This is a genomic window from Candidatus Poriferisocius sp. (assembly GCF_965219775.1).
In the GTDB taxonomy this organism is placed as follows: domain Bacteria; phylum Actinomycetota; class Acidimicrobiia; order Acidimicrobiales; family Bin134; genus Poriferisocius.
Map to the genome: position 1 here is coordinate 1,539,633 of NZ_OZ244793.1, position 18,938 is coordinate 1,558,570.

Annotated in this window: 17 protein-coding genes and 1 pseudogene; 7 read left to right on the forward strand and 11 right to left on the reverse strand. The window is 64.8% G+C overall.

Features of this window, described 5'->3' with window-relative positions:
- The first annotated feature begins 43 nt into the window (after positions 1 to 43).
- From ACOQPQ_RS06970 to ACOQPQ_RS06995, 6 genes and pseudogenes are all read left to right on the forward strand, one after another.
- Positions 44 to 1,276 (forward strand): cytochrome P450, encoded by a 1,233-nt coding sequence (locus ACOQPQ_RS06970; RefSeq protein WP_420638720.1) that lies wholly within the window; start codon positions 44 to 46, stop codon positions 1,274 to 1,276.
- Positions 1,277 to 1,390: 114 nt separating this feature from the next.
- A pseudogene (locus tag ACOQPQ_RS06975) lies at positions 1,391 to 1,531 on the forward strand (type II toxin-antitoxin system prevent-host-death family antitoxin); the annotation flags it as partial.
- A gap of 100 nt (positions 1,532 to 1,631) precedes the next feature.
- A complete protein-coding gene (locus ACOQPQ_RS06980) occupies positions 1,632 to 2,057 on the forward strand; it encodes a type II toxin-antitoxin system VapC family toxin (RefSeq protein WP_420638721.1) in 426 nt (141 codons plus the stop codon).
- A 29-nt stretch (positions 2,058 to 2,086) separates the two neighbouring features.
- The gene (locus ACOQPQ_RS06985; protein ID WP_420638722.1) at positions 2,087 to 2,917 is read left to right on the forward strand and encodes a class I SAM-dependent methyltransferase; all 831 of its coding nucleotides are present in this window, start codon (positions 2,087 to 2,089) and stop codon (positions 2,915 to 2,917) included.
- Positions 2,918 to 3,417: 500 nt separating this feature from the next.
- On the forward strand, positions 3,418 to 4,056 hold the full coding sequence (locus ACOQPQ_RS06990; RefSeq protein ID WP_420638723.1) for a DNA adenine methylase: 639 nt from the start codon (positions 3,418 to 3,420) through the stop codon (positions 4,054 to 4,056).
- 14 nt (positions 4,057 to 4,070) lie between these two features.
- Positions 4,071 to 4,961: a NotI family restriction endonuclease gene (locus ACOQPQ_RS06995; protein ID WP_420638724.1), complete on the forward strand. Its 891-nt coding sequence runs from the start codon at positions 4,071 to 4,073 to the stop codon at positions 4,959 to 4,961.
- 22 nt (positions 4,962 to 4,983) lie between these two features.
- On the opposite strand, the gene ACOQPQ_RS07000 is transcribed toward ACOQPQ_RS06995, so the two are convergent.
- From ACOQPQ_RS07000 to ACOQPQ_RS07040, 9 genes are all read right to left on the reverse strand, one after another.
- Positions 4,984 to 5,910, reverse strand: a complete 927-nt coding sequence (locus tag ACOQPQ_RS07000) for a VOC family protein (RefSeq protein ID WP_420638725.1) — start codon at positions 5,908 to 5,910, stop codon at positions 4,984 to 4,986.
- Positions 5,911 to 6,141: 231 nt separating this feature from the next.
- Positions 6,142 to 8,916 (reverse strand): N-6 DNA methylase, encoded by a 2,775-nt coding sequence (locus ACOQPQ_RS07005; RefSeq protein WP_420638726.1) that lies wholly within the window; start codon positions 8,914 to 8,916, stop codon positions 6,142 to 6,144.
- A 241-nt stretch (positions 8,917 to 9,157) separates the two neighbouring features.
- Positions 9,158 to 10,003 carry a hypothetical protein gene (locus ACOQPQ_RS07010; RefSeq protein WP_420638727.1) on the reverse strand — a complete coding sequence of 282 codons (846 nt, stop codon included), beginning with the start codon at positions 10,001 to 10,003 and terminating at the stop codon, positions 9,158 to 9,160.
- Complete coding sequence (locus ACOQPQ_RS07015) at positions 10,000 to 10,491, reverse strand: hypothetical protein (RefSeq protein ID WP_420638728.1); 492 nt, start codon at positions 10,489 to 10,491, stop codon at positions 10,000 to 10,002. The genes ACOQPQ_RS07010 and ACOQPQ_RS07015 overlap by 4 nt, the downstream gene beginning before the upstream one ends.
- Before the next feature lie 752 nt (positions 10,492 to 11,243).
- A complete protein-coding gene (locus tag ACOQPQ_RS07020) occupies positions 11,244 to 12,002 on the reverse strand; it encodes an SDR family oxidoreductase (protein WP_420638729.1) in 759 nt (252 codons plus the stop codon).
- 106 nt (positions 12,003 to 12,108) lie between these two features.
- Positions 12,109 to 13,707 carry an MDR family MFS transporter gene (locus tag ACOQPQ_RS07025; RefSeq protein WP_420638730.1) on the reverse strand — a complete coding sequence of 533 codons (1,599 nt, stop codon included), beginning with the start codon at positions 13,705 to 13,707 and terminating at the stop codon, positions 12,109 to 12,111.
- A 49-nt stretch (positions 13,708 to 13,756) separates the two neighbouring features.
- Positions 13,757 to 15,322 (reverse strand): acyl-CoA synthetase, encoded by a 1,566-nt coding sequence (locus ACOQPQ_RS07030; RefSeq protein ID WP_420638731.1) that lies wholly within the window; start codon positions 15,320 to 15,322, stop codon positions 13,757 to 13,759.
- 130 nt (positions 15,323 to 15,452) lie between these two features.
- Positions 15,453 to 16,226 carry an enoyl-CoA hydratase/isomerase family protein gene (locus tag ACOQPQ_RS07035; RefSeq protein WP_420638732.1) on the reverse strand — a complete coding sequence of 258 codons (774 nt, stop codon included), beginning with the start codon at positions 16,224 to 16,226 and terminating at the stop codon, positions 15,453 to 15,455.
- Positions 16,227 to 16,247: 21 nt separating this feature from the next.
- Complete coding sequence (locus tag ACOQPQ_RS07040) at positions 16,248 to 17,048, reverse strand: enoyl-CoA hydratase/isomerase family protein (protein ID WP_420640371.1); 801 nt, start codon at positions 17,046 to 17,048, stop codon at positions 16,248 to 16,250.
- A gap of 217 nt (positions 17,049 to 17,265) precedes the next feature.
- Here ACOQPQ_RS07040 and ACOQPQ_RS07045 point away from each other — a divergent pair, with 217 nt between their 5' ends.
- Complete coding sequence (locus ACOQPQ_RS07045; RefSeq protein ID WP_420638733.1) at positions 17,266 to 17,496, forward strand: hypothetical protein; 231 nt, start codon at positions 17,266 to 17,268, stop codon at positions 17,494 to 17,496.
- A 63-nt stretch (positions 17,497 to 17,559) separates the two neighbouring features.
- Here ACOQPQ_RS07045 and ACOQPQ_RS07050 read toward each other — a convergent pair whose 3' ends face one another.
- Together ACOQPQ_RS07050 and ACOQPQ_RS07055 are read right to left on the reverse strand one after the other, a co-directional pair.
- Positions 17,560 to 18,339 (reverse strand): SDR family NAD(P)-dependent oxidoreductase, encoded by a 780-nt coding sequence (locus ACOQPQ_RS07050; RefSeq protein ID WP_420638734.1) that lies wholly within the window; start codon positions 18,337 to 18,339, stop codon positions 17,560 to 17,562.
- Positions 18,336 to 18,905 carry a methylated-DNA--[protein]-cysteine S-methyltransferase gene (locus ACOQPQ_RS07055; RefSeq protein ID WP_420638735.1) on the reverse strand — a complete coding sequence of 190 codons (570 nt, stop codon included), beginning with the start codon at positions 18,903 to 18,905 and terminating at the stop codon, positions 18,336 to 18,338. Before ACOQPQ_RS07055 ends, ACOQPQ_RS07050 begins: the two co-directional genes overlap by 4 nt.
- Positions 18,906 to 18,938: the final 33 nt, after the last annotated feature.

An 18,938-nucleotide genomic window follows, 5' to 3' on the forward strand; every position in this document is an offset into this window, starting at 1 on the left:
CGACAGGGAACAGGACATCGCCCCATGTGGCACCATGAGAACCATGAGCATCGCCACCCCACCGTCCCAGACGTCGACCCCGACCTCCGCTGGCGCCCGGACATTTGATCCTCTGGCCCACCTGGATGACGTTCCCTACGACACCCTGGCCGAACTGCGGACCGGGTGCCCGGTGGCCCGCACCCCCACCGGGTGGTATCTCACCAAGTTCGATGAGGTGCTGGCCGCCACCAAGGACGTGGAGACCTTCGTGTCCAGCTTCCGCGACGCCGGCGTGGTGGTCCCCGAGGAGGAGAAGCTGCTCAGCGAGATCGCCGAGCCCCGCCACGGCCAGGTGCGGCGGATCGTCAACGCCACCGTGGCCCACCACAAGTCGATGCGAGCAGAGCCGTTCATCCGGGATCTGTGCCACGAGTACCTGGATCCCATCTTGGAGCGGGGCCACGGCGAGCTGGTGGCCGAGTTCATCACCCCGGTGCCCATCAACGTGATCTCCCATCTCATCGGCGTGCCCGCCGAAGACTGGGAGCAGTTCCACGCCTGGACCGACGAGGTGGTGAACGGCTCCTACTCCCGCACCAACCGCAACGAGCGGGGCGAGGGGCTGGCCGGGGCCCACCCCGAGTTCACCGCCTACATCGACGCGTTGATCGCCGACCGCCGGGCGGGCGACGACGCCCGCGACGATCTGGTGACCCGGCTCATCACCACCGAGATCGAGGGTCATCGACTGTCCGACGTGGAGATTCGCACCCAGTTGGCCTTCCTCATCATGTCGGGCAACGAGACCACCCGGCATCTGATCGGCAACCTGCTGTGGCGGGTCATCAGCGATCCCGAGCTGTTCGCAACCCTCAAGGCCGATCGGGGTCTGTGCGAGCGGGCGGTGGAGGAGTCGCTGCGGCTGGACTCGCCGGTCCACATGCTCATGCGGGATTGCACCGCCGAGACCGACGTGTTCGGCGTGCCCATGCGCTCCGGCGAGAAGATCGTGTTCGGTGTGGCCTCCGCCAATCGCGACGAGGACTACTTCGACCACCCCGATGAGTTCCGGCTCGACCGGGCCCGGCCCAAGGATCACGTGGCCTTCGGCGGCGGTCCCCACATCTGCCCGGGCGCCAGCCTGGCCCGACTCGAGGGCCGGGTGGCCCTGGAGGTGTTCCTGGACCGGGTGGCCGCCGCCGAGTTGGCCCCCGGCAGCACTCGCCGCAAGACCCCGGTCTTCTGGGCCAACGGCCCCCACCGCCTCGACGCCCTCCTCACCCCCCTCAAGTAGACCCGCCAACCATCTATCTGCCTCGTCGGTCGCCGGTTCCCACCCTAAATCGGCTATTTTGAAGCAACGTTGCTATATCCGAGAGGTAGACTGATGGCCCATATGGCGAGCAGCATGAGCAGCCGGGAGTTCAACCAAGGCACCGGACAGGCCAAGAAGGCCGCCCGCCGCGGTCCGGTGTACATCACCGATCGGGGTCGCCCCGCCTTCGTGCTCTTGAGCATTGAGCACTACCGGCAAATGCTCGTCGAGGAGCCGAACCTCGCAGAGTGCTGTGCCAAACCCCGGGGGTTGGCGACATCGATTTCGAGATTCCCAAATTCGATGACGTGGCCGAGCCTGCCGCCTTCGACTGATGTACGTGCTCGACACCAACGTCGTGTCCGAAATCCGCAAGATCAGGGCGGGCCGGGCGAACCCGGGAGTAGAAGATTGGATCCGCCGAACCCCAACCGGCCTCACCTTCGTTTCTGTGATCACCATTCACGAGTTGGAACACGGGGTACAACTCATCGAGAGACGTGATCAGGAGGGTGGGGCCGTGCTGCGGAAGTGGCTCGACCATAACGTTTTCGGTGCCTTCAAGCAGCGGATTCTGCCCATCGACACCAACGTCGCCCGTCTGGCTGCGGCGCTTCACGTTCCCGACCCTGCCCCGGTCAACGATGCCTTCGTAGCCGCCACCGCCATGGCCGGAGGCATGGCCGTCGTCACCCGCAACCAAGGCGACTTCGAGCGCTTCGACCAACTGCAGGTTGTCAATCCTTGGTCTCCGGACTGACGACCCGCGAGTCGAAGCCCGTTCCAGAGATGCCGCAACTACCTGAGCCTGGGGGGGAGCGTTACACCCACGGCTACCACCCGGTGGTGGTGGGGTCCTACACCCGACGTTCCGCCGAGGTGTGCGCCGCCTTCCTTCTGCCCCGGCTGCGCGCCGATGCCCGGGTGTTGGATCTCGGCTGTGGTCCCGGCACCATCACCGCCGGCCTGGCCCGCCGCTGCGGCCAGGTGGTGGGCTTGGACCGGTCTCCCGAGATGGTGGACGCCGCCCGCGACCACGCCGCCGACTGCGGGCTGGACAACGCCACCTTCGAGGTCGGCTCGGCCTACGAATTGCCTTGGGACGACCACCGCTTCGACGTGGTCTACGCCCACCAGGTGCTCCAGCACCTGTCCGACCCGGTCCGAGCCCTGCGGGAGGCCCGGCGGGTGCTGCGGGCGGGCGGGCTGGTGGCCGTGCGGGACTCCGACTACGGCACCATGGTGCACGCACCGGTACAGCCGGCCATCGAGCGCTGGCGTGAGCTGTACCACCTGGTGGCCGCCGCCAACGGTGGAGAGGCCGACGCCGGCCGGTTCCTGCAGTCGTGGGTCATGCAGGCCGGATTCGTCGACGTGGAGACCACCGTCGACACCACCGTCCATGCCGACGCCGATTCGCGCTCCGCCTGGGGGGAGATGTGGGCCGTGCGGGTACTCGACAGCGACTTCGCCCGCCACGCCCAAACCCATGGCCTGGCCGACCAGGCCGAACTGCAAGAAATCTCCGATGCCTTCCGACGGTGGGCCGCCCAACCCGACGGTTTCTGGGCCTGGATCAACGCCCAGGTCATCGGCACCCGCCCCGAGCGCGACAAATGAACCCCTTCCTGAGACCACGGCCTGCCCGACGCTGTCACCCCCTTCCGTACAATCGGTCGATGCACCCACCTCCACACGACCAGCAAATGCCGATTCCACACTGGGCCCCACCTCCTTCCGACCCCTTTGAGGGCCCCGCTACCGGGTCCACCAGCAAGAACAGTCGGCGTGCAATGCTGGGCAGAGGTGAAGGGACGGAGAGTGGGCTACCAGAGACCACTGAAGCCATGACGGCTCTGCACGAAACGGCTGTAGACCAGCCCTCCGCGCCTGGCCTTCGCCCCTCTTTTCCCACGTCCCCGATCCCAGCCGTCAATGTCGCTTCGGTGCCCCAAAGGTCACCCCTGCGATATCCGGGGGGCAAGACCTGGCTCATCCCTCATATCCGGGCCTGGCTCACACCCCTGCAACCAAGACCCCGGGTCCTCATCGAGCCCTTCTGCGGCGGTGGCACGGTCGCACTCACCTCCGTGTGCGAAGGCCTGGCGGAACACTGCATCATGGCCGAACTGGATCACGACGTGGCTGCCTTCTGGCATGCAGCATTGAACCAGAACTCGGAACTCTGCGAACTCGTGGCAGAGTTCACCCCCACTCACGAGTCCGTCTCCGCCCTAGCCATGCAGGCTCCCCAAGGACTTCTGGAGCATGGTTTCAGGACTCTTGTGCTCAATCGGACTCGCCGCGGCGGCATTCTGGCCCCTGGTGCCGCCCTGACCAAGTTGGGGGAGAACAATAGGGGCCTAACTTCTCGATGGTATCCCGATACAATCATCAAGCGGCTACACAACATTGCCGCACACAAGCAGAGCATCACATTCTGCGAGACGGACGGCCTCAAACTCTTGGAACTCTTGGCCGACTTGCCCGGTGCCGTCGCATTCATTGACCCTCCATACACCGCTGGTGGCAAACGTGCAGGAAGCCGCCTCTATGCTCACCACAATCTGGACCATCGACAACTATTCAAACTTCTAGCTGAAGCCCCTGTAGAATTTCTCATGACCTACGACCGTTCCCCTGAGATTGCTGACCTTATACAGGAGTACAGATTTAGTGCAGTTGAAGTTGTCATGCGGAATACTCATCATGCTGACATTGCTGAATTAGTCATCACTCGACGGCCCATATTCGAGTAGGATTGACTAGTTCTATGCCTAACAATGTCAAGACGCGTTATGGGATAGCTGAATGGTATGGCAAGAGCTTTACGTCGCTCAGTTCAGAGGAACGAGTTTCGTGCGCTACACATGCCCTGGGTGAGACAAGTGAGGAACATCCCGCTTGCCCCTTTCAGGCAGATAAGCCACCATGTTCCAAGAGGGGTGGTGTATGCTCCATACGGCGCTACACCGAAGGTACAGACAACCGGATAGGTGATCCAATTGATGATCCAGTGATAACTTGTCCTCGGCGCTTCGAAGAGCAGGATCTCGTGACCAAGTGGTTGACTGAAGTTGCCAACTTTCCCATTCATGACACTGAAGTAGCACGCGAAGTTCCCTTCATGCGGAGCACAGAGACCAACAAGCCTGCAGGCAAAATTGACATGGTCATTGCTCATTCTCATGGAGATGAGCTGAGATGGCATGCATTGGAAATTCAAGCCGTATATTTCTCAGGTAAAGGGATGACCCAAGAGTTTCAACAACTGAGAGATGACGAAGAGGACCCTCCCCCCTTCCCCGACGCAATTCGTCACCCTGACTGGCGGTCCTCCAGTGCCAAGCGCCTCATGCCACAACTCGACATCAAGGCACCGACAGTGCGGCGATGGGGTGCCAAGCTAGCCATAGCCATTGACCGGCCTTTCTTCCAGGCTGTGGGTGGCGCCAGTGAGACTCCCAGCAAGGACCTCAATGATGGAGACATCATCTGGCTGGTAGTTCGTCTAGCTCCAACAAAGAGAAATGCCTTTACTCTGGTGCGGGACCATTGGGAAGTACTGACACTTGAGGACACCAAAGAGCGGCTCCAGGCGGCAAGGACGGTCAGCAAGTCAGACTTTGAGGCAGGATTGGGAACACGCCTGAAACCCTTATAGCCGTATCAATTGAAGAAGTGAATCAGGTTGGGGGGGATTCGATGAGTTCGATGCAGGTGCCGTCAGGGTCCTCGAAGAACAACGCCCGCAGGTCCGACGGCAGACCGGGGCCCATCTCCAGTTCCATGGGCGGGGAGTAGCACACCACACCGGCGTCGAGCAGGCCCTGGTAGTCCCGGTCGATGTCGTCGGTCAACAACGCCAGCCGGAAAATCCCGAGGTGATTGGCCGCCCGGCGCGCCGTGCCGGTGGGCCGGGGCTGGGTCCACTCCACCAGGTCCAGGATGAAGCCGGACAAGCCATCGTCCGAGGCGCCGATGAACCAGGCGTCCCAGGTCACCTCCCCGTCCACCCGAAAGCGGGCACCGGGCTGCGGCTCCGCGGGACAGGAGCGGACCAGCGGGTGCAGCCCGAGCACGTCACAGTAGAAGTGGCGGGACCGCTCCAGGTCGGAGCAGTTCACGTTCACGTGGGCCAAGCAGGTGCGGTCGGCCTGCACGAATTGCACGGCCGTACCGTCGGGATCAGAGCACAGGAACAACTCCGGCGCCGCCATACCCGCCGCGCCCAGTTCGACGGGCCCTGGTGGGGACCACACGTCGTGGCCCGCGTCGATGAGGCGCCGGTGCAAACCGGCCAGGTCGTCGGTGAGAATGCACAATCGGCCGAAACCCAACTGGGTCACCGACGAGGGCGCCGATCCCCCGGGCCGGGGCACCTGCCACTCCAGCAGATCCAACACCGCTCCCTCGGGGGCGTCGTCGCCGGCCATGATCCAGGCGTCCCACTGCACCTCGTCCAAGCCGAAAGCGCCGCCCGGCTGGGGCCGCTCCGGGCGGGTACGCACCGTCGGCGTCAGCCCCACCAAGTCGCGGTAGAACCCCAACGACCGCTCCAGGTCGGAACAGTTCACGTTCACATGGAAGAAACGAAGCGGCCCCACAGTCACCAGCCCTTGCTACCACACCACCCCCACCCCCCGAAACCACGCAGGCTCAAAAAATTCCCATCCGCTCACCGCACACTCCGCACTGACAGAGAGGGAGACCCTCCCCCGACGTCATCCAGAGCCCAGCCTCAACGCATCGAGCCGCATACCTGGCGGCGCGGACCTAATCCCGACTCAGGATTGGGTCCTCCATGAGGACGGGAAGATGACGAGCATGGCGACCCTGTCTCGCTACTTCTGAACCGATGGCTCACGGCTGAGCTCGAAGCGGATTCGAGACATCTCTTCGACCGGCACGCCGAGGATTCTGCCCACTGCATTGTCAAGTGCTTCTCGGACAGAGTCTTCCGCCGCTTCCGCCAGTGGCAAGAGCTCTTCGCTCGCGTAAACATCGAACACATCAGCAAGTTTCGCTGCCTGCTCATCTGTCAGATCAGGAACCGGGATGGAACCAGTGGCATCCAACGAGAAATTCACTCGGGACAGGATGTTGGGAGCGGCAACGGCCACGGCACAGACAACCCCGAGTGTAGAGTTCAAGAACAGGCAGATAGCTTTCTCCAATGAGTCGCCCTCCTCTGAACGATTTATCTGCACAGGAATCCAATGCGAGCCAAGAGTCCTATCTGGGGTCCGAACCGCGAAAATCCTTGATGTATTCAGACGGGCTTTTTCACAATAGAACAATCTTGATCGTTGCGCCCAATAGGATTTGGCAAGTCGATCCTCTCTCTCTCCAGGTTTGGCATGTATGTACACATCACTCTTTGCCTCAAGGCTACGGATGTGTTTGGTATCATTGTGCCACAGCGCTCTCCATCCAAGGGAGTCTGAAACTTCATGTTTGGTGAACACATCACGTATCCGCCGCCCGGCTGGGCCCACACTGGCAATGCTACTCAATAGGATAGATGGAAATGTCTTACTGCGAGAAATTGCTTCTGTGGCTTCTACCAACACGTTTGACTGTAACCCAAGTGGTCGCCACTTGCCATCAGCCATCTGAGCCGCTGGCCACTCTGACACACTTCCAATGGACTCATCCAATGAGCCATCTTGCAGCGCCACAGAAAGCGCGAGGGCATCGGTTGACAGAGGGGAGTTCTGACGCAGGCATACGAATTTTGTCGCAGGTCGCTGAGATGGGTCGGATTCAGCATGGCGCCGTGCAACTACCAGCATTTCAGAGATACTAGTGTTTTCTGAGAAACAATGTCTATCAGGATCATGGCTAGCAATCACCCACTCTATATGGAACCACTCAGCTAGGAGTTTTCGGACTTCTTTGCCAGAAGGATCACCCGCAGCCGACAATGGCAATACGCTGGCTACTGTCCCCGTGTCTAGCTTAGCAAGATGCTCAGCGAGGACACAGAAAGCTGTCGAACCGCTCTCACCCCTTGCTGCAGTTCCGAACAACAATTGCTTCTCTCTTTTCTTCAGCAATCTCTTTTCGGCCCTTCCGAACTGGTCATGTCGGAGCGAGTCACGGGTGTATGGTGGGTTCATGATGACGAGGTCATTGGAGTTAGGGTCAGCTTCAATCTCGGTCTCGGTGTCCACCTGTCTGCCCGCCGACCAGCCAACTGCCAAACGGCGTTGCCCATCATCACCCTCAGCACCTAGGCCAGCAAGTAGTTCCAACGATCCAACTCTTGCCTCGATACTTTGGGCTCCACCAGAGCCCGCTGTTCCAGTTCTGTCAATGGTCTCCAGTGGCATCAAGTGGATGTTCATATTCTTGAAGGTGGTGGACGGTGACATCAGTCCGAGCGTGGTAGCAGCCATGTGGCATGCGGTGAGGTTTACATCCAAGCCCCAGATCACATCCTGGATCAGCGTCTGCGCGTCGCTCTCACGGTTGGCGGGTGATCGCAGCTCGCGGATTCGCTCTGCAGCGGCCATCAGCAAGGTGCCCGTTCCACAGGCTGGATCAATCACCCGAAAGTTGGACAAGTCTTCGGGCAGGTCACGATCTCGGATGGCGAGCCCCGCCAGGAGAACCGCTGCTGCTGTGCTGGTGTAGAACGAACCGTCATAGCGAGCGGAGTCCAGCAGTCTGTGAAATATCCGACCGATCAGATCGTGGCTGCCTGCCGAGGGGGCAGCGGCGGCCGAGAGGGCGGCTGTGGCCACTCTTCGGACCGCAGAGGTCCAACCCTCGTTGCGGGATGGGGCCATCAGAGCTCGACAGGCAGCCTCAAAGATGGGCCGGTAGTCCACGGCCAGAATCTTCTGCCAGGCATCGTGGAGAGCACCTACAGGTTCGTCCTGGCTGATACATACTGCGAGCTTGCCCGGTGGCCACCCGCCCTGGTAGGGCTGTCCGGAGCGGGCATCAACCAAAGGCCGCATGGCACGAAGATGATCGTCAAGCCGGGAATGGAACATCGCTGCCGCCATCACCGTCAAGAGGCCCCTTTTGGCGGTTGGGGCGGTGGTGTCTTTTGATTTGCCTTTCACGGTCTGAGACACCGGGAGATCCAGGGATTCCGCAAGTTCCTGCATTTGGTTCGTGGACAACTCCTCACAGGCCTGCGTCAGTGCATCATCCAGGATCCTCGCTACGGCCTCAGGGTCGCCCCTCTGCTCAGGCATCAGGCGGACGGCACTGGCCAGGTCTGAAGGTCGCCCAGAATGAAATTGCTCTGACGGAAGAACCGCCCACTCCAGCACCGTCTCCTCATCAAACACGTCAACACGCAAGCCCTCTGGGTAACTCACAGCCACTGCTTCGTGGACGACGGCTTCATCCTGAGCGTGTTCCTGCAGCCGCTTGTTGGCATCGCGAAGCGCGCCGCGACGGTTGTCAATCTCAGCCTCTATTGCGACGATGATGCCGCCGACCTTGAGTTCTATGTCAAGTCTCCTGCGCGCCGATCCGGGCTGATGCTGCTCAGTTCGTATGACCTGCAGCCCTTCCTGACGGAGCAGACTGGCCAAGCGGACGTTTAGTGCGGATTCGTAGTCCGCTTGCTGAGAGGAGCCAGCCGTTGCCCCTTCCATGCCCTCCATGCCCGTCTCCCGTTCGTCGGCTCAGTACTTCAGCGGCGATGGTACCGCTTGCGTCCAGACCGTGACCCTTCCCATGTCGGGCCGAAGCCAGCTCCCGTTGCTCGTACTTGGCCCCATTGGATGCGGCCTCTCCCACCCCCCGAATCCACGCAGGCCCAACCTCCCCCCATCCCCGAAACCACCCCGCCCAAATGAGCATCCGAAGATCGAGCACTCTGGGGCGCAGTGGCCTTCATGAATCCACCAGTTCGAGTAGCTCTCGGATGTAGCCGGTCATCACCGTTGTGACCGTGGGTTCATCAACGACCCCCGCAAGCGCCTGGGTTGCCAACGTGATGCCTGTGCTTCGCGGCGTGAGGAACAGGGTTCGCAAGTGGAGGAGTCCCCGTCGAGCCGTCGCCGCGGTCCGGTCGTCCCTGAGTAGCCGCATAGTGGCTGCGGCCATGTCGGTGGTTGCCGTCGCGTCAATGAGTCGGTAGACGTCTCCGGCGTCCTTTGCCAGGAGTCGGCGGGGCGTCTCGAGTCGCTCTCCGAGCTTGTAGGACTTGGCGACAAGGAGCGCAGCAGGTCCGGCCACGTTGACCACGATTCTCCGGTGGTCGTCAGACTCGAGCGAGGAAATTTCAAACGGGTCAAAGTCGACCACAGCGCCTTCCACGCCATCGCACTTGCGGGCCGTGGTCTTGCCGTGGCCTCCCGGCAGCCGGGCCCCGCGACTACCGGCCTCGGGCGCAATTTGTGACGGGACGATGAGATCGACCGGCACCGCCAATGCGCCATCGAAGCCATGCCGATGAACACGCCGTTCCCAGATGCCGGGTTCACCGGTGTAGACAAAACCGGCTGTCTCCATGGCTGCGCCCAGGAGGGGGGCACCGGCAAGCAGTTCAGGAGTGATCACGAGGTCAGCGTCGGTGGTGAAGGCCTGGTAGGTGGGAAGCCGCCCGTCAGTGCGGAGATAGACAGCCTGGGCACCGACGAGCACAACCGCTCCCAGGTGCGGCCGCAACGCAACGAGGGCATCCAGGAGCACACGGCGGGCTTCGACGTATTCGATCCGGGGTGGCTTCTCGGTCATGGGGCATCCGCCGGCTGAATGAGGGAGGGGGCCTGCCAACTCGGAGCGCGGGCGCGGAGCCAGTCGAGCAGTGCTTCCCCCTCGGCGGGCATGCGACCAGGGCCGGTCAAACAGTCAACGCAGAGCTGTGCCGGGGAGGCGTAGGTAATGCCGTTGCGGTGCCAGGTGCGATCGAACACGATGTCATCGTAGGGAAGGGCGATGACAACATTGCCCCCTCGGCGGACCGGTCGCAGCCGGGTGAGCGCGGCAATCCCATCGGGATCGTCGGCGTAGACCATGGTGATCTCCGGAGCGGCCACCGAAACGAGTTCGCTGGCCCCGAACGATCCGGTGACCGCCCAATTGGGGGTTTGGCTGGCCACCAGGTCTCGAAGAAATTGCTCGGATCCCGCCGACGCGACCCAATTCGTGATGCCGTTGCTCTCCAGCAAGGAGTAGCTCAGGGCAAGCTGCCGCAGCAGCGCATCCCACTCGACACGTTCCACCGGGCCTCGTGGGGCACGGCTGACCAACAACTCTTCACCGAGCGCAGTGAGTAGTCGAGACGTGTAGCCAGGGTCGGCATTGATCTCGGCGGCCAATTCGCCAACGCCATAAGGCGGTTGCACCTCGACAAGGGACCGCATGAGGGCCCAGGCCCTCGGGCCTCGAAGTCCGGGCCCCTTGGTCGGCTCAGGAGACGGATTGCGGGACGCCCCTTCAGTACGGATCAACAAGCCCGGTCGATCCACCACGAGGTGTACATTGCCCGTCAGGTCGAGGTATCCGAGACCCTGGTCACCAAGCAGCTCCCGTGTGCGGGGACTCAGCCAGCTCGCCGCGACCAGTGCCTGGCCTTCAGGCCCGTCGATTTCCACTGCTTCACGAGGTGAGATGCCCTCGCGAACAATCACGGCAATGTCGGCAGTGCCATCATCAGGTGAAGTCACTCGGATCGTTCCCCCCGCCTCGGAGCAACGCCCGACGTCTAGGGACCACCCTGGCGGCATGAGCGCTCCGAGCGCAGCGCCGGCTCCCTCGAAGAGCCGTCGAGGTGCCCGAGGAACTTGTTTGCGGGCCAAGGAAGAACCCCCAATCCGATTTTGCCGGTCAAGCGCACAGCAAGTAGCTGGTAATTGCCTAGATTAGCAATTTGCTTGCAACAGACAAAAAGCAATTCTAGGCACAAGCAGGCACAGACGCGGACCCAGAGCCAAGGGCTTCGCCACCCGTCCGCAAGCGGGGAGAGGTGCCGTGGTCAGTTTTGGGGTGGGGGGCGGAGGGGGATGCCGGCGGTGGAGCCGCCGTCGATGATGTACTCGTGGCCGGTCTGGTACGACGCCGCGTCCGACACCAGGTAGCAGGCCAAATCAGCCACCTCGTCGGCCACCCCGGCCCGCTGCAGCGGCACATGGCCGAACAGCTCGGGGCGACCGTGGCGTTCGGCGGCCAGCATGGCCGTCTCGATCGGACCGGGGTGAATCGAGTTCACCCGAATGCCCTGGGGCCCCAACTCGACGGCCGCCACTTTGGTCAGCCCCCGCACCGCCCACTTGGTGCCCCCGTAGGCGGCGTGGTGCGCGATCCCCGTCATCCCGGCAATGGACGACACGTTGACGATCCCCCCACCACCGGCCGCGGCCATGGGTTCGGCCACGCTCTGGATGCCGAGGAACGTCCCCAGGTAGTTCACCTCCCAGATGCGGCGCAGACTCTCCGGGGTCTCCTCGGCGATCGGGGCGGTCCAATGGATGGCGGCGTTGTTCACCAACGCCCGCAGCGGCCCTCGGTCCACCGCCTCGGCCACCATCCGGGTCCAATCCTCGGCCGACGACACGTCGTGGTGCCGATACACGGCCTGCTCGCCCAACTCGGCGGCCACCGCCTCACCCTGCTCATCGAGCACGTCGCCCATCACCACGAAGGCGCCCTCGGCCACGAACTTGCGGGCCTCGGCCTCGCCTTGGCCCCGGGCCGCCCCGGTCACGATGGCCGCCCGACCTTCCAAACATCCCATACCCGAGTGTCTAGCCCAGCGCACCCACCCCGTGCCCCTCAGCACGCAACCACCAACTACAACGCGTGCCCCTCAGCACGCAACCACCAACTCCACCCCGCGCCCCTCAGCCCATCGGCGCCCCACCGTGGGCCCCTGCCACCTCACCGTCCTCGTCGTCCTCCGACTGGATTCGCCCCCGCAGGGGAATCTGCCGGATGAACACCGCGGCCAGGATGCCCAAGACGATCACCGGCGCCGCCACCACGAAGCACCGCTGCACCCCCACCGTGAAGGAGTCCAGCACCGCCTCGAGCGTGGAGGGATCACCGATGGCGCGGATCTGCTCGGGGCTGCCCAACAGCCTCTCGGGATCGGGCAGGGCCGCGAGCTGTTCCGGCGTCACCTTGGAACCGAGGGAGGATTCCAGCCCACCGGCGTAGATGGCCCCCATGACCGCGGCTCCGATCGTCCCCCCCAGCGAGCGCACGAAGTTGGTGGCCGCCGTCACCATGCCGATGTCGCGGTGGGCGCAGGCGTTCTGCACCACCAGTACCAGCACCGGCATGGTCATCCCCAACCCCAGCCCGATCACGAACACCATGAAGCCCACCTCCACCTGGGTGGTGCCCCGATCCAACAGCACGGCCAACATCACCATGCCCACGGCCATCAGCGCGGTCCCCAGCACCAGGAACTCCTTGTAGCGCCCGAACCGGGTGAGCAATCTCCCCGACCCCACCGACGTCAGCGTGATGCCGATGAACATGGGCATCATGTTCAGGCCGGAGCCGGTGGCGCTCACCCCCGTCACCACCTGCAGGAACACGGGGATGAACAGGGTGGCGCCGAACATCACCAACCCGATGAGCAGCATCACCACCATCGACCAGCGCACGATGTCGTTGGAATACAGCCGGGGCGGGAGGATCGGATCCTCGGCCCGGGTCTCCCACCAGAAAAAGGCGGTCAGCAACACCGCCGAGGCCACCAGCACCAAAACCATACCCGACGACGTCCATCCCAGCTCGTCGCCCCCCAGGCTGAGGGCGATCAACAGGGGACCGAACCCGGCGATGAGCAGCCCGGCACCGAGCCAGTCGATCGGGCGGGGGGCGGCGCTCAAGCGCACGTTGAACAGCACCGCCATGGCCGCCATCGAAACCAGGCCCACCGGAATGTTCACGTAGAACACCCACCGCCAACTCAGGTGATCCACGAAGAACCCGCCGATGAGCGGCCCGGCCACGCTGGCCGACCCGAAGGTGGCCGCGATGTACCCCTGATAGCGGCCCCGCTCGCTGGGGGCCACCACGTCGCCCACGATGGCCATGGGCAACGCCAGCAGTCCGCCCCCGGCCAGCCCTTGCAGCGCCCGGAACAGCACGAGCTGCAGCATGGTCTGCGACAGACCGGCCAACGCCGAGGTGACGATGAAGAAGCCGATGGTGAGCTGGAACACCAGCTTGCGGCCGTAGATGTCGCTCAGCTTGCCGATGAGCGGGGTGGCGATGGTGCCGGTCAGCAAGTAGGACGTGAGGATCCAGGCCACCTGGTCCTGGCCCCCCAGCTCGCCCGCGATGGTGGGCACCGCGGTGGCCAGCACCGAGTTGTCCAGAGCGGCCAGGAACATGCCGGTCATCAAGGCGATCATGATGATGTGGACCTGGCGGGGAGCCAGATCCTCGGGCTCCACCAGATCACGCCGAAACAGGCGGGCCGTCATGTCGGCCGGTCCTTCTCGCGCTGTTGCCCCACGGCGTTCACCCTGCCGATCAGATGGCTCGGGTCTTGCCCTTCCAGTAGGGGTCCCGCAACCGGCGCTTGTAGAGCTTGCCGTTGGGATCGCGGGGCATCTCGTCGGTGAAATCGATGGACCGGGGCCACTTCTGCTTGGCGATCTGCTCCCGGAGGAACCCCATGATGGCGGCCCGGGTGTCGTCGTCGGCCGCCACGCCCGCGGCGGGTTCCACCACCGCCTTGATCTCCTCGCCGGTGTCCTCGTTGGGAACCCCGAACACGGCCACGTCACCCACCAGCGGGCTCTGCAGCATCGCCCCCTCGATCTCCGCCGGGTAGATGTTCAGGCCCCCCACGATGATCATGTCGTTGGCCCGGTCGTTGAGGAACAGGTAGCCGTCCTCGTTTAAGTAGCCCACGTCGCCCACGGTGAAGAACTCGTCCCCCAGGCGGGCCTTGTCGGTCTTGTCCTTGTCCTTGTAGTACTCGAAGGTCTGCCCGGCGGGCATCTTCATGTAGATGGTGCCGCTGGCACCGGGGGGCAGCCGGTTGCCGTCGGCGTCCACCACGATCACCTCCGACCCCGGCCACGGCCGGCCCACCGTGCCCGGATAGCGGCGCCACTCGTCGGGCGGGATGTAGGTGCCACCCCCCTCGGTGGCCGCGTAGTACTCCCAGATGCAGTCGCCCCACCAGTCGAGCATCTTCTGCTTGGTCTCCACCGGGCAGGGGGCCGCGGCGTGGATCATGCGCCGCAGCGACGACACGTCGTAGCGGGCCTTCACCTCGTCGGGCAACTGCAGCAGGCGGTGGAACATGGTGGGCACCATGTGGCTCTGGGTCACCCGGTAGCGGTCGATGCGCTCCAGAGCGCCCTCGGCGGTCCAGCGCCCCATCAGCACCGCGGGATGGCCCATGTGCAAAGAGGTGGTGGTCCAGATGTTCACCGCGGTGTGATACAGCGGGGCCTGCGTGATGTGGACGTTGTCCTGGTGGGGCATGATGCCCAGCAGCATGAACAGCCCCCCCGAAGAGGCGGCCGTCTCGTCGGGATGGGTCCCGGGCAAGGCCCGCCGCACGCCCTTGGGCCGCCCGGTGGTGCCCGACGTGTAGAACATGAACGACCCGGTGGTGAGGTCGTCGGGCCGGGTGGCCGGCTGGTCGCCCGCCATTTGGGAGAAGGGCCGGAAGCCGTCGATGGCCCCCACCGAGAAGCGTCCCTGCGCCGGTACCTCGCATTCCTCCAGCACTTTGGCCGCTTGGTCGGCGAAGTCCTCGTGGACGACGAAGGCCTTGGTCTCGCTGTCGTCCACGATGTAGGCGATTTCCGGGCCCGCCAGATGCCAGTTCACCGTGGTGAGGTAGAAGCCGCCCTGGTAGGCGGCCAGCGACACCGCCACCTGCTCGATGCCGTTGGGCAAAACGGTGGTGACCTGATCCCCCACCCCCAGGCCGGCGGCCCGCAGGCCGTGGACGATGCGGTTGGTCAGCTCGGCCAACTCCCCGTAGGTGATCTCCTGGTAGTCGGGGTCTACCACCGCCAAACGGGAGGGGTCGGCCTCGGCTATCCTCCAGAATCCCAGTGCGTCGGTCTCAGCCATTCATCCTCCCCTTCGAACTCCCCCGTGGTGGCGGGCCGCCCGGCAATCGGGCGCCGCGGCCCTCCCGGAACCGGTCACCCTCGGGCCCGATGGATGGTAGGCGAGGGGGTCCGAAGGGCCGCAACCGGGATCAGAGCCCGGTGAAGTCGGGGGGCCGCTTCTCCATGAAGGCGGCGACGGCCTCGGCGTTGGCGGGCGCGCCCATCAGCCGGGAGAAGGCGGCGTTCTCCCGCTCGCGGGCGGCGGCCACCCCGTCGTGCCAACCGTGGGTGATGAGCGCCTTGGATTCCACCAGGGACGACACCGGCAGCACGGCCAGCTTCTGGGCGTGGGCCAAGGTGGTGTCCATCAGCTCCTCGGGCGGGCAGACCTTCCACACCAGGCCCATCTCCTGGGCCTCGGTGGCCCCGATCCACTCGGCGCTGAGCAACGTCCACATGGCCTGTTGGCGGCCCAACAGCAGCGGGAAGGTGTAGCTGCTGGCCGCCTCCGGTGCCACCCCCAGGCTGGAGAACGGACACCGCAGCCGGGCCTCCGACGACATGAAGGCCAAATCGGCGAAGCCCAGCATGGTGGCCCCCACGCCCAACGCCAGCCCGTTCACCGCCACCAGAAACGGCTTGGGAAAGGAGTCCATCTGGTCGATCATCCCGGGAAAGCCGTGCCGGCCCGGCTCCACGCCGCCCCCGCCCGGGTTCCGAGCCCCCATCTCCACCAGGTCGGTACCGGCGCAGAACGCCCGCCCGGTCCCGGTCATCACCACCACCGCCACGTCGGGGTCGGCCGCCGCGTCGATCAGGGCGTCGGCGGCGAGGTCGTACAGGGCCTCGCTGAAGGCGTTCAGGGCCTCGGGCCGGTCGAGGGTCAGCACCCGCACCCGTCCCTGGTCGTCGATTCGCAGCATCGGCTCCGGTCCTCTCCCGCTCTACAGGGGGTTCCAACGGGGCTCGCGGCGGTCGCGAAAGGCCGCCGACGCCTCGGTCATGTTGCCGGTGAAGGTACCCAGCACCTGAGTGCGATTCTCCAGTTCCATGGCGTGGCGCAGGCTCGGGGCGTCCAGGGCGGCGTTGGCCCCCAGCTTGGTCATCCACACCCCGTACTCGCTGTTGGCCGCGATCTGGCGGGCCACCTCCAGGGCGGCGGGCACCACCTGGTCGTCGGGCACCACCCGCAGCACCAGCCCGATGCGCTCCGCCTCCTCGGCGTCGAAGATCCGTCCGGTGAGCATCAGCTCCCGGGCCCGGCCGACCCCCACCAACCGGGGCAGCAGGTAGCTGTTGCCCACGTCCAGCGACGACAGCCCCACCTTTATGAAGACCGAGCCGAAGCGGGCCGACGACGCCGCCACCCGCACGTCGCAGTGCAGGGCGATGGCCAAGCCCCCGCCCACGGCCACCCCGTTGACCGCGGCGATCACCGGCACCCGCAGCTCGTAGATCTTGAGCATGAGGTTGGCCAGATCCAACTGCATGTCGTAGATCGCCCCCAGCCGGCTCTGGCCGGCACCCTCGGTCAGCTCCCCGTCGGCCGAGGCCTTGAGGTCGGCTCCCGAGCAGAAGCCCCGGCCGGCCCCGGTGAGAACCACCACCCGCTGGGCTCGGTCCCGCTCCACCTCCTCCAAGGCCCCGTGCAGGTCGGCGATGAGCTCCGCACTGATGGCGTTCAGCCGCTCCGGACGCGACAGGGTGATCAGGGCGACACCCGGTTCGGGGTGCTCGACCTCCACGGTGGATGATGCCGTCACGGCTGTCACTCTACGGCTCGAGGGCACCCGACGGCGCACGGGCCGGCCACCGGGAACGGAAATTGCCCCGCTCCGAGCCCGGACGGGGCAACAGCGGCCGCGACGAAATTCGCGCGAAACAGTTGTAGTCCGGCCTGCGGCTCTCTATAGTGCCGGTTCAGGCATGACTTTGGGAATAGCTGTAGGGGCCTATCTCGTCGTGCATTTGCTCGGCGCCTACCTCCTGCGCGCCTCCGGTGTGGCGCAGGATCTGTTCGGCCGTTTCCGCAACGTGCCCGACCTCCCCGAGCCCCGGCAGCTCGCCGAGTACACCGCCTTCGTGGAGACCCACTCGTTCTGGGATGCCGAGAGGGAAGACCAGAACCACGAGATCGACGAGTTCGAGTTGCAGGCCGTCTTCTGGAACGAGAAGAAGCGCCGCACCGCCTGAGCCGACAAGTCAGTTCGACGGCTCAGATCGGCCTGAAGCAACCGAAGCGCCTGGAGCAGTAGCTCAGTTCGACTTGGCGTGGTGGCCGCCGTCCACCGGCACGATGGCCCCGTTGATGAACGAGGCCGCCGGCAGCACCAACGACAAGGTGATCTGGGCCACCTCCTCGGGCACCCCGTAGCGACGGGCCGGTACCCGTCGGCGAGCGTAGGTCTGCTTGTCCTTCTCGGGGATGGAATCGGTCATGGCCGTGCGGATGGGACCGGGACACACCGCGTTGACGGTGATGCCGTGGCGCCCCAACTCCACCGCCAACGACCGGGTGAGCCCCACTACCCCGTGCTTGCTCACCGAGTACGGCGACATCTCGGCGGTGGCCATGATCCCCTCGGTGGAGGCCACGTTCACGATGCGACCGTCGCCGTTGCGCTTCAGGTCGTCCAGGCAGGCCCGCACCATCCGCACCTGCGAGGTCACGTTCACCTCCAGCGCGGCCGCCCACACGTCCTCGAAGTCGGGGGTGTCCACCGTGACCGCCGCGGTGATGCCCGCGTTGTTGATCAGGATGTCCACCGGCCCCAGCTCTTCCCGCACCTCGGCCACCGCCCGGTCGATGGCATCGGCATCGGACACGTCGCACACCACGGCCCGCCCGGTGCCGCCGGCATCGGTGATGGCGGCCACCGTCTCGGTCACCCCCGCACGGTTCACGTCCAACGCCGCCACTTTGGCCCCCTCGTCGGCCAACAGCCAGGCCGTGGCCCGACCCATGCCCGCGGCGGCCCCGGTCACCACCGCCACCCGACCGGCCACCGAGCGGTTCAGCTTGCTGAGCCGGGTCATGAACCCAGGTGGGAGCGCTCGTGCTCCAGTAGCCAGGATTTCACCTCGGGCCGACCCCCGTACTCCCCCACCGAGCCGTCGCTTCGCACCACCCGGTGGCAGGGCACGATCAGCGGAATGGGGTTGGTGGACATGGCCGTACCCACCGCTCGAGCCGCCCTCGGGGCCCCGGCCAGGCGAGCCAACTCCCCGTAGGACACCGTGGTGCCGTAGGCCACCCCGATGAGGGTGTCCAACACCCGGCGATAGAAGCCGTGGCTGAACCGCCGGTCCAGCGCCAGGTCGAACCGCCGGCGGGTACCAGTGAAGTACTGGTCGAGCTGTCGGGCCGGTTCCTCCAACCACGCCGGGTCGCCTGCGCCATCGGAGCCCGGCCCAAAGCCCAGCTCGACCGCCATGTCGTCGAGCGCTTCTTGGGATCCGAAGCCGATCCGCACCACCCCCTGGGCCGTGGCCGCCAGGTGCAGCACCCCGATGGGCGTCTCCCGCGACCCCAGGGCCACCTCCAACCGGTCGGACTCCCCGCGGGCCGCACCCGGGCGTTCTTGCAGCGCAATCGCAGACATGGCACAGACCGTAGCGGAACGCCAGACTGACGC

Coding starts and splice junctions, on each gene's coding strand:
- ACOQPQ_RS06980 (WP_420638721.1), top strand. CDS start 1,632: ATGTACGTGCTCGACACCAACGTCGTGTCCGAAATCCGCAAGATCAGG.
- ACOQPQ_RS07030 (WP_420638731.1), bottom strand. CDS start 15,322: ATGGCTGAGACCGACGCACTGGGATTCTGGAGGATAGCCGAGGCCGAC.
- ACOQPQ_RS06995 (WP_420638724.1), top strand. CDS start 4,071: ATGCCTAACAATGTCAAGACGCGTTATGGGATAGCTGAATGGTATGGC.
- ACOQPQ_RS07025 (WP_420638730.1), bottom strand. CDS start 13,707: ATGACGGCCCGCCTGTTTCGGCGTGATCTGGTGGAGCCCGAGGATCTG.
- ACOQPQ_RS07010 (WP_420638727.1), bottom strand. CDS start 10,003: ATGACCGAGAAGCCACCCCGGATCGAATACGTCGAAGCCCGCCGTGTG.
- ACOQPQ_RS07050 (WP_420638734.1), bottom strand. CDS start 18,339: ATGACCCGGCTCAGCAAGCTGAACCGCTCGGTGGCCGGTCGGGTGGCG.
- ACOQPQ_RS06985 (WP_420638722.1), top strand. CDS start 2,087: ATGCCGCAACTACCTGAGCCTGGGGGGGAGCGTTACACCCACGGCTAC.
- ACOQPQ_RS06990 (WP_420638723.1), top strand. CDS start 3,418: ATGGCCGAACTGGATCACGACGTGGCTGCCTTCTGGCATGCAGCATTG.
- ACOQPQ_RS06970 (WP_420638720.1), top strand. CDS start 44: ATGAGCATCGCCACCCCACCGTCCCAGACGTCGACCCCGACCTCCGCT.
- ACOQPQ_RS07020 (WP_420638729.1), bottom strand. CDS start 12,002: ATGGGATGTTTGGAAGGTCGGGCGGCCATCGTGACCGGGGCGGCCCGG.
- ACOQPQ_RS07055 (WP_420638735.1), bottom strand. CDS start 18,905: ATGTCTGCGATTGCGCTGCAAGAACGCCCGGGTGCGGCCCGCGGGGAG.
- ACOQPQ_RS07005 (WP_420638726.1), bottom strand. CDS start 8,916: ATGGAAGGGGCAACGGCTGGCTCCTCTCAGCAAGCGGACTACGAATCC.
- ACOQPQ_RS07035 (WP_420638732.1), bottom strand. CDS start 16,226: ATGCTGCGAATCGACGACCAGGGACGGGTGCGGGTGCTGACCCTCGAC.